Annotated in this window: 12 protein-coding genes and 4 pseudogenes; 11 read left to right on the top strand and 5 right to left on the bottom strand. The window is 46.2% G+C overall.

What is annotated here, in order from left to right; all coding sequences use genetic code 11:
- Positions 1-17: 17 nt before the first annotated feature.
- Positions 18-350: a hypothetical protein gene (locus LG52_RS16565; RefSeq protein ID WP_156135650.1), complete on the top strand. Its 333-nt coding sequence runs from the start codon at positions 18-20 to the stop codon at positions 348-350.
- Here LG52_RS16565 and LG52_RS16560 read toward each other — a convergent pair.
- The gene (locus LG52_RS16560; protein ID WP_044732775.1) at positions 347-1,519 is read right to left on the bottom strand and encodes an ISL3 family transposase; all 1,173 of its coding nucleotides are present in this window, start codon (positions 1,517-1,519) and stop codon (positions 347-349) included. The genes LG52_RS16565 and LG52_RS16560 overlap by 4 nt on opposite strands.
- 307 nt (positions 1,520-1,826) lie before the next feature.
- Between LG52_RS16560 and tnpC the strand changes: the two are divergent.
- The 4 genes and pseudogenes from tnpC to LG52_RS16545 form a co-directional block, all read left to right on the top strand.
- Positions 1,827-3,274: pseudogene (tnpC, locus tag LG52_RS16555) on the top strand (IS66 family transposase).
- 124 nt (positions 3,275-3,398) lie between these two features.
- Positions 3,399-4,547: pseudogene (locus tag LG52_RS16550) on the top strand (DegT/DnrJ/EryC1/StrS family aminotransferase).
- 38 nt (positions 4,548-4,585) lie between these two features.
- Positions 4,586-4,735: a hypothetical protein gene (locus LG52_RS20425; RefSeq protein ID WP_197074577.1), complete on the top strand. Its 150-nt coding sequence runs from the start codon at positions 4,586-4,588 to the stop codon at positions 4,733-4,735.
- A gap of 321 nt (positions 4,736-5,056) precedes the next feature.
- Positions 5,057-6,398: pseudogene (locus LG52_RS16545) on the top strand (IS1182 family transposase); the annotation flags it as partial.
- A gap of 159 nt (positions 6,399-6,557) precedes the next feature.
- On the opposite strand, the gene LG52_RS16540 reads toward LG52_RS16545, so the two are convergent.
- Positions 6,558-7,499, bottom strand: coding sequence for a LytR family transcriptional regulator (locus LG52_RS16540; RefSeq protein WP_044732774.1), 942 nt, complete (start codon positions 7,497-7,499; stop codon positions 6,558-6,560).
- Between the two features lie 172 nt (positions 7,500-7,671).
- Between LG52_RS16540 and istA the strand changes: the two genes are divergently transcribed.
- Both istA and istB read left to right on the top strand, forming a co-directional pair.
- Positions 7,672-8,874: an IS21 family transposase gene (gene istA / locus LG52_RS16535; protein WP_044732773.1), complete on the top strand. Its 1,203-nt coding sequence runs from the start codon at positions 7,672-7,674 to the stop codon at positions 8,872-8,874.
- Positions 8,871-9,626, top strand: a complete 756-nt coding sequence (gene istB, locus LG52_RS16530; RefSeq protein WP_044732772.1) for an IS21-like element IS5376 family helper ATPase IstB — start codon at positions 8,871-8,873, stop codon at positions 9,624-9,626. Before istA ends, istB begins: the two co-directional genes overlap by 4 nt.
- Before the next feature lie 57 nt (positions 9,627-9,683).
- Here istB and LG52_RS19535 read toward each other — a convergent pair.
- Positions 9,684-10,227: pseudogene (locus tag LG52_RS19535) on the bottom strand (IS66 family transposase); the annotation flags it as partial.
- Between the two features lie 225 nt (positions 10,228-10,452).
- Here LG52_RS19535 and LG52_RS18555 point away from each other — a divergent pair.
- Positions 10,453-10,683 carry an ADP-ribosylglycohydrolase family protein gene (locus tag LG52_RS18555; RefSeq protein ID WP_156135649.1) on the top strand — a complete coding sequence of 77 codons (231 nt, stop codon included), beginning with the start codon at positions 10,453-10,455 and terminating at the stop codon, positions 10,681-10,683.
- Between the two features lie 25 nt (positions 10,684-10,708).
- Positions 10,709-11,089 (top strand): hypothetical protein, encoded by a 381-nt coding sequence (locus tag LG52_RS18550; RefSeq protein WP_052524548.1) that lies wholly within the window; start codon positions 10,709-10,711, stop codon positions 11,087-11,089.
- Positions 11,090-11,255: 166 nt separating this feature from the next.
- On the opposite strand, the gene LG52_RS16515 is transcribed toward LG52_RS18550, so the two are convergent.
- Positions 11,256-12,194 carry a hypothetical protein gene (locus tag LG52_RS16515; protein WP_044732770.1) on the bottom strand — a complete coding sequence of 313 codons (939 nt, stop codon included), beginning with the start codon at positions 12,192-12,194 and terminating at the stop codon, positions 11,256-11,258.
- A gap of 219 nt (positions 12,195-12,413) precedes the next feature.
- Positions 12,414-12,911, bottom strand: coding sequence for a L,D-transpeptidase family protein (locus tag LG52_RS16510; protein ID WP_044732769.1), 498 nt, complete (start codon positions 12,909-12,911; stop codon positions 12,414-12,416).
- Positions 12,912-13,062: 151 nt separating this feature from the next.
- Here LG52_RS16510 and LG52_RS20865 point away from each other — a divergent pair, with 151 nt between their 5' ends.
- Complete coding sequence (locus LG52_RS20865) at positions 13,063-13,185, top strand: hypothetical protein (RefSeq protein WP_269430418.1); 123 nt, start codon at positions 13,063-13,065, stop codon at positions 13,183-13,185.
- 231 nt (positions 13,186-13,416) lie between these two features.
- Complete coding sequence (locus LG52_RS16500) at positions 13,417-14,550, top strand: IS4-like element IS5377 family transposase (protein ID WP_044732586.1); 1,134 nt, start codon at positions 13,417-13,419, stop codon at positions 14,548-14,550.
- Positions 14,551-14,613 lie beyond the last annotated feature (63 nt).

Genomic DNA, 14,613 nt, shown 5'->3' with positions numbered 1-14,613 from the left:
AAATAGAGAGCTACTTGTTGTTCTGGTGCAGTGGGTTTTTGGATTTCGGTTTGATTTACGATTCTTTTGTAAAACCGAGAAAAGGGGATGGATTTGCTATGGTAGACCGAAATATTTTAGAGAAGTGGGAGCTTGAAAAAAACATCAAATCCAAAATCATTGAAGAAGTGTATGACTATTTGAAAAAATGTAAACAGGAACAGAAGAAAAAGCATCTTGAGGAAATAGACGTATTTAGGTTTTTGTATCCTCAAGATATTTATTTAAAATTTATTGAAGAAGGAGAAGAAAAGGAGTACCTTATAAATATTAGGTTCATCACCAAAAGATGTACTTGCACCTGCCATTAAAGTATGTTAGTCGTTTCTAACCGAACCCGTAATGCAAAACGCTGGATATTTCTGTATCCATATCCTCGACGTTTGATCAGCTTGATCTTGTTGTTCGTTCCTTCCATTTTCCCATTCGAGTAAGGGGATAAAATGCAAGAAACGATTTCTTCTGTTCGCTTGACGAGCGCTTTTGCAATCGCGCGCACAACCGAACAAGGACAAAACGAATACCGATGAATCCAAGACTCCAAACGTCGTTTCGCCTGTTGCTCGTCTTTGCTTTTGGACACATAACGAAAATGTTGGAGCGATTGGTAGACCGACTTTAAGTCATCGCTTTCATTACACCATTCTCGTACGATTTGACGTTCTTCCTCCGTCAATTTCTCTGGGCATGTGCTCAATAAACGGCAAACGTAACGAACATTTCCGTGTTTCCTGCTTCCTTTGTCTACATATTTGCGGCAACGATCTAAAGCATCCGTAAACAGCTGAATGACATGGAAATAATCGACCACGTGTGTCGCCTCTGGGCAACCCCCTTGAATGGCTTTTTTCATCGCTGGGGCTAAATCGCTTACGACATACTGAACAGAACGAGACACATGCGCCAACGCACGTCTGATGGCTTCCTCGTTCTTTCCAGCTTCGATGGCATACACTTCTCCCGTCTCGGCATCCATGATCGCCACTCCGTAGTCATGCCCTTTTCGAAAGGCAAATTCATCGACACAAACCGCCTTTGGTTGGATATCATTCGATAGGAAGGAAGGGGCATGGGTATAAAACCAACGTTCCACGGTCGTGTAAGGGAGTTTGAGCATCCGAGCTACTGCCTGAATGGATGTCCCGATGCAAGATTGCGCCACCCATTGCTGAAAAGCGTCTGTTGCCACACTTCGAGGGGAGATTCCTGGATAAGACGTGCTGAACGTCATGCCACACGTACTACAACGTCTGCGCTCGACAGGAAGTTCAATCCAAAAAATCCCGATTCGTTGAGCATAGCCATGCATCCATTGCTTCTTTTTTCCTGTCATTTTGATCGTGCGTTTCAAGCAGACGGGACATAATGGGCATTGTTCAGGTAGAGAAAGTTCGAAAATCCAACGATCTCCTTCTTTTCGCACCTTTTGAATCAAAACATCTGGTAAATCGATAAGTTCTTTGATAAACTGAGCGTACATGCGAATTTTCCTCCAATGGTTTGGTTTGGTCACCTTTACCATACAGGAAAATTCGCATTTTTTGTACCCTCTATTTTCGCTATGCACACCGATCTTAAATCATCAAGTACAACTTGTGGTGAAGAGCCAAATATTAGTTCTCTACCAAATTACCAATTACCCGAATACTTTTTTGATGATATATCTGTAAGATTTAACAGAATGTACAATATTCAAGTAACTATTCAGCCACCTCATAAAGTGAGCTGAATATTTTTTGGTTTTCCTGTCTATGATGTGAATATTGATAGACAAGGAGGTGAATCGCATGTTGACGGTACAACAAGCTGTATTGACGGTTGAAAGCTTAATCAGCAAAGTCCAACAACAAAAACAGCTCATTCATCAACTCATTCAAGAAAATGAACATTTGCGTCAAGAAAACAAACAGCTACGCAAAGAAAATGAACAACTGAAGTATCGTGTTCAAGAGCTGGAAGCACGCACGAAAAAAAACAGCTCTAATAGCCATTGCCCCCATCTTCTGACCGTTTTGAGAAAAAGCGTTCCTCCCGCGAGCCGTCTGGCAAAAAGCCTGGCGGACAGGAGGGACATGAGGGAACGACGCTCCGTCAAGTGGAACATCCACATCATCGTGTCGTCCATCGCGTACATACGTGTCAAGGATGCGGGTCTTCTTTGCGTGACGTAAAACCGTTCAAAGTCGATGTCCGTCAAGTGTTTGATCTGCCTCTCGTGACGATGGAAGTGACACAACATGAACGCGAAGTGAAATCATGTCCACATTGCCGATGCGTGCAACAAGCCGAGTTCCCATCACACGTCACCAATCATGTGCAATATGGTCCACGGATCACGGCGCTTGTCGTGTATTTATACAACATACAAATGATTCCATATCAACGTTTACGTGACATGATGGAAGAGCTATATCAACATCCGATCAGCACAGGAACACTTGTCAATATGGTCAAACGAGGTCGCGAAGCACTCGAACCAAACATGGACATCATCGAGGAAGCATTGCTTCAATCGGACATCTTGCATGTCGATGAAACGAGCTTGCGGATCGATGGCAAACAGGCCTGGGTTCATGTCGCCTGTACATCCGCATATACGTACTTAGCTCCTCACGCTTCTCGTGGAAAGAAAGCAACCGATGAAATCGGGATTCTTCCACGATATAAAGGAACGATGATGCATGATGCATTCGGTACATACCCGAGATACACCGAAGCCACACATGCCCTTTGTCATGCCCATCATGTACGTGACTTGAAAGGATTCATCGAACAAGGGCATACATGGGCAAAACGGATGACCACGTTTCTATTAAATGCCAAACAAGTGGTCGAACAACATGGTGGCTTTCTTCCTGAAGAAGAAGCGAAACGTTGGGAGCACGTGTATGATCGCATACTCGAGAAAGCCAACCATCAGTTGGAAGGGATGACACCGTTGCCGAAAAAAGCGCTCTCCTTCGTTCGGCGACTTCAAAAACGAAAGGAAGAAGCGCTGCGCTTTTTGCGTGAAGCCCACGTTCCCTTTGACAACAACCAAGCCGAACGGGATCTTCGCATGGTCAAAGTCAAAGAGAACATCTCGGGTACATTTCGTCAGGAAACGTTCGCGCAGTCGTTTTGCATCGCAAGGAGCATCGTTTCCACACTCACCAAGCACGAAAAAAACGTGTGGGACTCGTTGTGTCTTCTGTTGACAGGCGAAACGATAGATCGTGTTCTTTCCGCTACGTAGGGCATTTTCTATGACAGAAATGCCCTATTTGTGCTGGGCTACTTTACACACTAGCATCGGGGTGAATAGTTACGTTTTGAGGACGAGTTTATTTTAAATCTTAAATGTTTAAGGATGGTAAATTATGAGAAATAAATCTAGGATTTACCTCTCTCCTCCCCACATGAGCGGGAACGAACAAAAGTATATCAATGAAGCATTTGAAACAAACTGGATTGCGCCGCTTGGTCCGAATGTCGATGCGTTTGAGAAAGAGTTGGCGGAATATGTAGGTTCAAAAGGTGCGGCCGCGGTTAGTTGAGGAACAGCTGCGATTCATTTGGCGTTGCGATTGTTGGATGTTCAACAAGGTGATAAAGTTTTTTGTTCCTCGCTGACGTTTATCGCGAGTGCCAATCCGATTTTGTACCAAGGGGCTGAACCTGTTTTCGTTGATTCCGAGCCAGAGACGTGGAATATGTCTCCAATGGCATTAGAGAGAGCGATGGAAGAGGCAAAGAAAGAAGGAAAGCTACCGAAAGCGGTAATAGTTGTTAACCTATATGGTCAAAGTGCGAAAATGGACGAGATTTTAGCCATTTGCGACCATTACGGTGTGCCTGTTGTTGAAGATGCGGCGGAGTCTCTTGGTTCTACATATAAAGGCAAGAAAAGTGGGACGTTTGGGAAGTTTGGTATTTATTCGTTTAACGGTAATAAAATTATTACGACCTCTGGTGGGGGCATGCTCGTTTCTAATGATCTCGACGCGCTGCAACAAGCCCGCTTTTTAGCGACCCAAGCTCGTGATCCAGCCCCTCATTATGAGCATAGCCAAATGGGCTATAACTACCGTATGAGCAATATTGTTGCTGGCATTGGACGGGCTCAGCTTGAGGTGCTAGACAAACGTGTGCAAGCAAGACGAGCGATTTTTGATCGCTACGTACAGTCGTTAGGTGACATTCAAGGCATTCACTTTATGCCTGAACTCGAAGGCACGATGTCGAACCGCTGGTTGATGACGTTGACAATTGACCAAGATGTGCTTGGTATAACGTCAATGGAGATGATCAATGCGCTGGCGGAGGAGAATATTGAAGCTCGTCCTGTATGGAAACCGCTCCATTTACAGCCGTTGTTTGCAGGAGCGCGGTATTATCCGCATGAAGAAGGTTGGAGCGTATCAGATGAGCTGTTTGCAAGTGGTCTTTGTTTGCCGTCTGGTTCGAGCATGACAATAGAACAACAACAACGTGTGATCGACGTCATCACAAGCCTCTTGCGTAAATAAGCAAGAGGCTGACTTTTTTATTGCATGGAGGGATGGAAGTGCAGACAAAAGTCGTACAAATAGAAATTGAGCAGTTTAAACGCATTTTAATTGAGGCATACGAACGTGGACAGTCGAATGAAGTGACAGCTAAAGAGATGGTTCAAGAATTGGCACAGAAGTTATGTGTAAACGGTCAAAATAAGTAATGATGATGTCCTTTGGAATATATCTGTTATGCGTCAAATGAGGGCATTTTTTGCATGTCCTTATTGCGCATATATTTTTTAATTTAAATAAACTGAATATTTTTATTTTTAATTTGTAACTATATAAGTTGAAATTTTGTTTTACATCGAGCGGAGCACTCACCACGTTATATCATATCGGTTTGTATTCAGATGAAAACGTAAACGAAAAATCGGAAATTCTTTATTGCAACTTATATATTTCATATAACAGCTTGTCGACAGAGTCGACAAGCTGTTTTAATATATAGGTATAAGGGTATCTTGAAGGAGTGGAATAAGATGCTTCAACGTTACCAAGAAGATCGGAGACATATCGAAACAACGGTAAAAATTGATGATCTTGTTCCTGAAGACCACCTTGTCCGTAAACTAGAAAAAGCCATTGACTTCTCCTTTATCTACGATATGGTCAAGGATTTGTATTCTCCTGACCACGGGCGACCAAGTCTTGATCCCGTCGTGCTGTTCAAAATGTATTTGATTCGTTACATCTTTGGGATTCGTTCGATGCGTGAAACCGTAGAACAGATTCGAACAAACGTGGCTTATCGTTGGTTTTTGGGATTGAGTCTGCATGATCCTGTGCCCCATCATTCGACACCAAGTAAAAACTACACGCGACGTTTTGCGGGAACCGATGTTTTTCAAAAGATTTTTTCAAGAATCTTGGAAGAAGCCTTTCAACACGGGCTTGTGGATCCAAGTGTCGTATTTGTCGATTCTACTCATGTGAAGGCGAGTGCGAACAAAAGAAAATTCACAACAGAAATGGCAGAAGTGGAAGCGAAAGCTTATCAAGATGAATTAGAAAAAGAAATTGAGCGAGATCGCATCGCTCATGGGAAATCCCCACTACCGCCAGAAAATGATAAAAAAAAAACGAGAAATCAAAGTCAGTAAAACAGATCCAGACAGTGGGATGTTTGTGAAAAATGAACGTGAACGGGTATTTGCTTACTCTTATCACACCGCTTGTGACCGACATGGTTGGATATTACACACGTATGTCACTGCCGCCAATGTTCATGATAGCCAAGCGTTTTTTGAACTGTTTGAGCGAGTGAAGCAAGAAATCAAAGGATGCCCAACAGATGTGTGCATCGATGCCGGATATAAAACGCCAGCGATTGCGAAATACCTATTAGAACAAGAGATCCATCCGATTTGGCCATATACTCGTCCAAAGACGAAAGATGGGTTCTTCCGAAAATCTGAATTTGCATATGACGAACATTTTGACTGTTACCTTTGTCCCAATCACCAAGTGTTATCTTATTCAACAACGAATCGGGAAGGCTATCGGGAGTATAAATCAGATCCATCCATCTGTCAGGGATGTCCATCCCTTCAAAAGTGTACAGCAAGCAAAAATCATACGAAAGTCGTGACACGCCATGTTTGGCAAGAGTATTACGAAGAAGCCGAACATTTACGATATGTACCAGAACATCGCGAGTTGTATGAATTAAGGAAACAGACGATTGAACGGAATTTTGCAGATTTAAAAGAGAAGCATGGTCTGCGCTGGACGAATTACCGAGGATTGGAAAGAAACCAGATGCAGGCGATGCTTGTTTGTGCTGCCATGAATTTAAAGAAATTGGCGAACTACTTGTGGAGAAAGGGCCTCTCCTTTCTGTATGTATTCGAGTATGCATCTATTTTGGTTCGTTCATCAAGAAAAACAACCTTAAAAATGGAACAAAATGGTTATAAGACAACTGTCTTATAACCATTTTGTCAACAGTCTGACGCGCACCTCTTAAGGTGCGCGTCTCATTTACTTCACCGCCGTCGCTTTCAGCTCCAGGTGCTCTTTCAACTCGTTCGAAATCGCCAGCCGTTCGCTTTCCGGCACGATCAAGTAATAAATGCCGTTGATTTTCGTCCCTTGGCCGGTGATGTGGAGCTGTTTGATCTGTTTGCGGGCGTCTTTGTAATTCGTTTGAATATCTTTCATTTCCTCAAACGTCAAGTTCGTTTTCACGTTTTTCCCGATGGCGGCGAGCACGTCGCTGTAGTTCGTTAGCGACGAGAAGCTTGCGCCTTTCTCGATAATCGCCTGAATGATTTGCTTCTGCCGGTCCTGGCGCCCGAAATCGCCGCGCGGATCTTCTTTCCGCATGCGCGAATATTTCAGCGCTTCGTCCCCGTTTAATGTAATCTCGCCTTTCGGGAAGTGCGTTCCTTCATACGTAAAAGCGAATGGATTGTTCACCGTCACCCCGCCGACGGCATCGACGATGTCGCGGAAGCTTTCCATGTTGACCTTAATGTAATAGTCAATCGGGATATCTAAAAAGTGTTCCACCGTCGCCATCGTCATCTCCACTCCGCCAAAGGCGTACGAGTGGTTGATTTTATCTTCCGTCCCTTTTCCGATAATCTCCGTTCTCGTGTCGCGCGGAACGCTGATCATCTCAATCGACTGTTTGTTTGGATTGACTGTCATGACGATCAGCGAGTCCGCACGCCCGCGATCCCCTTTGCGTTCGTCGACACCAATCAACAAAATCGAAATCGGCGTCTTCCGCTCAAATGAAACGTCTTCCTGACGTTTCTTTGACTTCCAGTTTACGTCTTCGTGCATTTGGTTCGCCGTCTGTTTCACATTATGATAAATAGAATAGGCGAATATTCCCGCTCCAGCGAATAGTACAACGAACACTCCCACCATCCAGCGGAGCCATTTTTTCTTCTTTTTTCGACGTTCTGCTCTCATCTTCAACCTTCCTTCGGCTGTAAAATCCATCACTATGATTATAGTTTGTTTTTCCGGAAGGGACAACTAAAAGCAATGTATGTTAAAGCCGATGATAAAATCCCCAATATAGCCGGAATAAAATTCCCCACTTACAATAGAACCATAGTGTTAACGAGAGGAGCTATGGTTCATGATGACGAGAGGGGAATTTTTTATGATCAAAGAGATGTATGAAAGGGGAATGAGTATTTCCGATATTGCGAGGGAATTGGGGATCGATCGGAAAACCGTCCGAAAATATATTCACTCCCCCAATCCTCCTTCCAAATCCAAGCGAAAACAAAGAAAAAGCAAGTTAGATCCATTTAAGCCGTATCTTCAAAAACGAATGTTAGAAGATAGGGTGTTTAATAGCGAAAAGTTGTTTTTTGAAATTCGACAACAGGGCTACACGGGAGGAAAGACGATTTTAAAGGACTATATGCAGCCTTTCCGAGAGACGGCGAAAAAGAAATACACGGTTCGCTATGAAACGCTTCCTAGCGAACAAATGCAAGTCGATTGGAAAGAAGTTGGGGAGGTTGTGATCGAAGGGAAAAAAGTCAAGTTATCGCTATTTGTGGCCACGTTAGGCTATTCGCGGATGAAATACGCGGTATTTACGACCAGCCAGGACCAGGAGCACTTAATGGAATGCCTGATTCAAAGTTTCAAGTACTTTGGAGGGATTCCAAAGAGAGTGTTATTTGACAATATGAAGACCGTTGCCGACGGCCGGGAACAAGGAGTGGTGAAATGGAATCAGCGATTTTCTGAATTTGCGAGTTACTATGGATTTATTCCAAAAGTATGCCGGCCCTACCGGGCCCAGACAAAGGGGAAAGTCGAACGAGCCATTCAGTATATTATGGATCACTTCTATGTAGGAACATCGTTTGAAAGCATCGAAGAATTGAATTTCCTTTTGCATCGCTGGCTCGATCAAGTGGCGAATCGGAAGCCAAACGCCACTACCGGCATTCCTCCGCAAGAGCGTTGGGCAGAGGAACAGTTGAAACCTCTCCCGCAGAAAGATTACGATACGAGCTATCTTTCCTATCGGAAAGTGCATTGGGATGGCAGTTTCTCCTACAAAGGGGAACAATGGCTCTTATCGGCGGAGTATGCGGGCAAAGAAATTCTGGTAAAGGAGCGATTGAATGGGGATATTCGGTTGTACTATCGAGGGGAGGAGATTTCTTACTTGAACCAACAGAAAAAAGTAATGGCATTCGCCGAAAAAATAAAAAAGAAACAGACGGAAATGGCGACCACCATTTCGCCTGTTTCGGTGGAAGTGGATACTCGTCCATTGTCCGTTTATGACGCATTCCTGCGAGGGGAAAGCTCATGAAAGAACGAATACACGAGTATTGCCACCGACTCCATTTGCCTGTCATGGCGGAACGATGGTCCGCCATGGCAGAATACGCAGCTACTCATAATATACCATATTCGGAGTTTTTATTCCGCTTATTAGAGGCAGAAATCGTCGAAAAACAGGAACGATCGATCCAAACGCTCATCAAGCTGTCCAAACTGCCATATCGCAAGACGATCGATACGTTTGATTTTGCCGCACAGCCTTCAGTGGATGAGCGTCGGATTCGAGAGCTGCTTACGTTGTCTTTTATTGACCAAAAAGAGAATATCCTTTTTCTCGGTCCACCGGGGATTGGAAAGACGCACCTGGCGATTTCGATTGGAATGGAGGCGATCGTAAGAGGATATAAAACGTATTTTATTACCGCCCATGATTTGGTCACTCAGTTAAGAAGAGCCGACCAGGAAGGAAAGCTGGAAAAAAAGCTTCGTATGTTTGTGAAGCCAACTGTTCTCATTATGGATGAAATGGGGTACTTAAAACTGGACCCGAACAGCGCTCATTACTTATTTCAGGTCGTCGCCCGTCGGTACGAACATGCCCCGATTATCCTCACTTCCAACAAAAGCTTTGGGGAATGGGGAGAAATCGTGGGAGACTCGGTTTTGGCGACAGCGATGTTAGATCGATTACTGCATCATTCCATCATTTTCAACCTAAAGGGGGAAAGCTATCGATTACGGGAAAAAAGGCTCCAACAAGAAAAACAGAAGGATCCATGAGGTCCTTCTGGGGAATTTTAAACCGGCGATTTTGGGGAAAAAATAATCGGCCTTGACATACGCATCATGTACCATCGTTCCTTTGTACCGTGGCAAGATCCCGATGTCGTCCGTCGCTTGCTTTCCACGGGAACGATGCAGCCCGTATCGGGTGACCTTGGCAGTGGAAGCCACGTGCACCCATTGGTTCTTTCCGTCCACACGCAGGCGCGTTTCATCGACGTGCAACGTCTTGGAAGCGAGCAGCGCCGCGTCGATCTCTTTGATCGCTGCTTCTACCACAGGCTACCACCGTACTCGTCATGTTCACGACTGTGCCTGCAGCTCATCGAATGATCAACTAGTGCTTTGATCATCTCCGTGACACGCTCGCACGGGATCAACTGCGCATGATTCCAGTATAAAACAAGGGAAGTGATGGCTGGACCGTACTGGACATGATTTGTGACATAAAAAGGGAACTCCGCCTGCTGGACGAGATGACATTCCGGACACCCCCCTTTACTTCCCGTTCGTGTTGAGTCACTTCCATGCGAACCACGGGAAGGTCGAACACTTGGCGAATGTCTACTTGAAGCGGAGCAACATGTTCTAGAGAGTTGTTTTCTGCAAAGAAAAAATACAGAGTTTTGCAAGGAAAAGTGCAGAGAATGACAACTTGACATGGAGCCTCTGGGGGCGTGATTAAAAAGCCAGGAAGCCAGCAATATCAAGGGCTGGCTATGCCTAAAAAGGCTATCACGCCCCCCACTCCATGTCAAGTTGGCCTAAGCCAAATTCTCTGCAGATCTCTGCATTTTTATTTTGTAATAAACAGGCTACTTCGTTGCGAATCGTTCGAAGACGTGACGTCGTTATTTCAGCGGCGAATATGGGCGGAGACAGCGATACGATCGCGGCTATTGCCGGAGGGCTGGAAGTTGGGTGCAGCCAGCTGCCGAAGCGATGGGTGGATATGATCGTTTGTGCTGAGGAGTTGGAAGAGCTGGCGGTGCAATTGGCGGATGTCCGAAGTTCGTTCGATTCAGGTTTTGTGCTCGGGTCGAACCAAGGATGAAAAAGAAACATAGGAGGCGAAAAGGATGGATCGACAGTTGTTCGCGGAGAAAATGTGGAAGTCTTTGTTGGATGAGCTGTACGAAGGAAAAATCGTGCCGACGTTCAAAGGGAGAGAGACGTTCCGCGTTTTGTCGTTTTCCGATGAAGGGATCATCGTGCGCCTAACGTCAAAGGAAAAGGGCGTATTCTTAAGCAAGAAAGCGATGCTCAACGTCATTGAGAAGTTAATGGCGCATGAAGATGGCGTGCGGCAAAAAATGGTCGCCCCCGACTCCCGCTTAAAGTTAGGGCTGTTTTTGCTTCATCCATGGACGGAGAAAATGGAGCGCCATGAGGATGGAAAGCGTCGTCCTTATCTGTTGTTAACGGATGAAGCCCGCCAGCAATTAGCAAGTGGAGAGTAGAGGGATTGACGCACGTTGAAGTGCGCCTGCTTTTACGGCAAAAGAAAACGAAAGCGTCAGTTTGACCCTTGTCTGTTCTGGGCGCCAAGAATGGCACGGATTCTTATGGGGTGGAAAAAGGTCGAAGAAAAGAGCCACGGCGGAGTGCGCGGCTCTTTTGCGCTGCCTATTTGTCCATTTCCTTCGCTAAATCGGCGACTTCGGCGACGGTCAGCCCGGTTCGTTTGGCGATCTCGTGAATGGGCAGGACGTCAAGCAAATTTTTTGCGATTTCAATGGCCTTCCGTTTTTCGGTTTGCTTGATCGCTTGTTCTTTTTCCTGCATCGCTCTTTGCACCGCTTGTTCTTTTTCCTGCATCACTTTCTTCAACATTTCTTCTTTTTCTTGTTCGAGTTCTTCGACTAACAGACGGAACACTTTGTTCATTTTGATCCACTCCTTTACTTTTTCGGCGTATGATCGGTCGATGAATTTGTCCGTGGCGGTCAGCACGCCGGCGATGATGTGCAGCTGTTTCGGTTCATCGTCGATCGTTTTGGCCAGCTCGATCGTTTTTTCGATCATCGTTTGCCGGTCGAAGCGGGTGTGCATGAGCGGCACGAGGATGAGCTTCATCGTTTCTTCCGGGGTGAGCGGTTCGCCGTTGCGGACTTTTTCTTCGATGGCATGGAAAATCGCATCCCCGTTGAATTCACCAAGCAGCACCGCTTTGGAGGAAAGAAACACATCTCCGGCGTCAAGCTGTTCGCGGGCGTTTGTGACATCGCTTGTGTAAAGGACGACGATCCGAATCGGCCGGATTCGTTTTTCCTGTTGGTAGTATGTGTGAAGCATCCGGCAGGCATAATCCAAATACTTCAAATGGTTGTCAATGAATCGTTCGTTGCTTTCATACTCAAGGAGAAGAATGGAATCGTCTTCGAGAAGAAATACGGTATCGGCGCGTCTCTCATCCGCCCGTACGGACGGAAATTCGGTTGGAAGCAATGCTTTGATCCGCGGGAGTCCGTGAAGTCCGTATACATCGAGGGCTTGGTTTTGGTACAATGCGCTGAGTGACTTGAACAAGATGTCCTTGGCGTGATGCGAGATCCCGCCTGCCATTGTCTCAACTCCATTCATTTTTGTCTCTATTATACCGCTTGTTCGATTGGTTGTCATCTTCCACCTTGAACGGAATAGTGTTGTCCATTCCGGATGAACGGCCGCCTCCCTTAAAATCCAAGACTGTTCAAAAAGTACTCCTCAGCAGACAAAACGGTTTCTCGTCAGTGGATGTCCGGTAAAACAGACTGTCATGGCGAATTACCATTGGTTTTGCCCTCACGGCCGAATGAACACTTCCGTTCCATTCGGGACGATCGAAGCGAGTTCGAGCACGTCTTTGTTGTGCATGCGGATGCATCCTTTTGATACGTATTTGCCGATCGAGGACGGGTCGTTCGTGCCGTGAATGCCGTAATGGAGTTTGGACAAGCTTAGCCACATCGCGCCAAACGGCCCACCGGGGTTCGGCTGGCGGTTGACGATGACAAAATCGCCGACGGGTGTGGCGGTGACCATTTTGCCGACGCCGATCGGATACGTGCGGATCGTTCGCCCTTTATATTTCAATGTCAATTGCCGGCGGCTGATGGAAATATGGATCGTGTAGGGAATCGATCCTTTCGGCGGAAGGTGGGGGATGACGATCTCCTGCCCGGGGAAGATGACGGATGCGGCGGTGAAGCCATTGGCGCGAAGCAATGCCTCGACTGACGTTCGGTAGTCACGGGCGATGGAGGCGATCGTTTCCCCGCGTTTGACGATATGTTTGTACATCCCATGTCGCTCCTTTTTTCGCTGGACAGAGAAATTGGCTTCTGTGCATGATACATTAGTGTATGAGGAAATCCCGACAAGGTTGCCAGCCTGAATGAAGAACCGTTCGCTTCTCTTTTGGACTCAACAGATGAAGGAGGTGAGCAGAGGGATGAGAAAATTTGTGCTCAAACCCGAAGGGCAAAAGGTGGATTATGAGCTGTACGCCGAGCTTTCGCCTGTTCCGCTTGAGATCATTGACGGCGATATCTTTTTTACGAAAGAGGAAAGGTAAAATTTGATTAATATGTTAATATTAAACATAGGCATCGACCGGACGATGGAGATCATCGAGGAATGGAAAGAACCGTAACGAGCCGTGGGAAAGAGAGATGGTGATGTAAGAAAAATGCGGTTTCGCAACAGGCGTGTTGATTATCCAATAAAATCCAAAGGGTATAGAAAAAAGAGCACCTTTCCTGTAGAATGTGAGTAGCGACACAAACAAACCCAGGAGGTGCTCTCTATGAACAAGCATACCACACTCCCGAATTTGATGCAAAAACTTGTTTCGGATGAAGAGATTCAACTGATTGCCGAAGCGGTTGGGTATCGTGATTCGTCTCGAACCTTTGCGTTGCGCGAGTTGATTCACTTCTTCCTGCTGGCCGCCATGCATCAATGGAAAAGCTTTCGCCACGGAGCCGATGTGGGGCCTCTGTATGGATTGCCGCGATTCCATTATTCAACTGTATCCAAGAAAGCGAAAGAAGTTCCCTATGACATCATGAAACGCTTGTTGGCGTTGATCATTTCCAAGTGCAACCGCCAAACCCGCCGTTCGCTTCGGTTTCCCAAACCGCTTCGGGTGGTGGATTCGACGACCGTCACGGTCGGGAAAAACCGCCTGCCATGGGCGCCGTATCACGGCGAACGCGCCGGAGTGAAGCTGCACGTCGCGTATTCGCCGGAATCCTCGTTGCCGGCAGACGTGGTGGAAACCATCGGACTGCGTCATGATGGCCCGGTGGGAGAACAGTTGACGAACGCTCAACAAGTGCTGGTGGAAGACCGGGCGTATTTCAAAATCGAACGCCTCGATCGATTTGTGGAGCAGCATCAGCTCTTTGTCATTCGGATGAAGGACAACATCGAACTTCATCAGAAAAAAAGCTTGAAACGCCTTTCCAGCACATCCTCATCGGTTCAAGCCGACTTCACGTGCCAGTTGGGGACGAAACAATGCCGCTCCACCAAGCGTCACCGGGTGGTGATCTTTCGAGATGCGAATGGCCGCGACATTCGGGTCGTGACGAACCTCTTCCATGCGTCTGCGGAAACCATTGCCGACATGTACCAACAACGTTGGACTGTTGAGGTCTTTTTCCGTTGGGTGAAGCAATATCTGAATGTCCCGACCTTGTTTGGCACGACGGAAAATGCGGTATACAACCAACTGTTTGCGGCGTTCATCGCGTATGTGTTGCTGCGATGGCTGTATGATCAAACCAAAAAACAGACGAACGTCTCTCTTTCCTTCATTTCGTTCGTTCGCCGTTTTTTCTCTGGGCAGCTTCCTCTCGATTGGAAATCCGGGATGGCCGCTGCTTTGTTTGAGTATGCCCAAATTTATGGAAGGCGTATGTATAATTTTGGATAATCAACACTCGTGGTTTCGCAAGGTTGTTTCTCAACTTGAGAAGCCTGGAAAACTTTGTTCTTC

The sequence above is a fragment of the Geobacillus kaustophilus genome, from assembly GCF_000948285.1.
Taxonomy (GTDB): domain Bacteria; phylum Bacillota; class Bacilli; order Bacillales; family Anoxybacillaceae; genus Geobacillus; species Geobacillus thermoleovorans_A.
This window is presented reverse-complemented; position numbering and strand designations above follow the sequence as displayed.

Coding starts and splice junctions, on each gene's coding strand:
- LG52_RS16560 (WP_044732775.1), bottom strand. CDS start 1,519: ATGTACGCTCAGTTTATCAAAGAACTTATCGATTTACCAGATGTTTTG.
- LG52_RS16500 (WP_044732586.1), top strand. CDS start 13,417: ATGAACAAGCATACCACACTCCCGAATTTGATGCAAAAACTTGTTTCG.
- LG52_RS16515 (WP_044732770.1), bottom strand. CDS start 12,194: ATGGCAGGCGGGATCTCGCATCACGCCAAGGACATCTTGTTCAAGTCA.
- LG52_RS16540 (WP_044732774.1), bottom strand. CDS start 7,499: ATGAGAGCAGAACGTCGAAAAAAGAAGAAAAAATGGCTCCGCTGGATG.
- LG52_RS20865 (WP_269430418.1), top strand. CDS start 13,063: ATGAGAAAATTTGTGCTCAAACCCGAAGGGCAAAAGGTGGATTATGAG.
- LG52_RS16510 (WP_044732769.1), bottom strand. CDS start 12,911: ATGTACAAACATATCGTCAAACGCGGGGAAACGATCGCCTCCATCGCC.
- istA (WP_044732773.1), top strand. CDS start 7,672: ATGATGACGAGAGGGGAATTTTTTATGATCAAAGAGATGTATGAAAGG.
- LG52_RS18550 (WP_052524548.1), top strand. CDS start 10,709: ATGGATCGACAGTTGTTCGCGGAGAAAATGTGGAAGTCTTTGTTGGAT.
- istB (WP_044732772.1), top strand. CDS start 8,871: ATGAAAGAACGAATACACGAGTATTGCCACCGACTCCATTTGCCTGTC.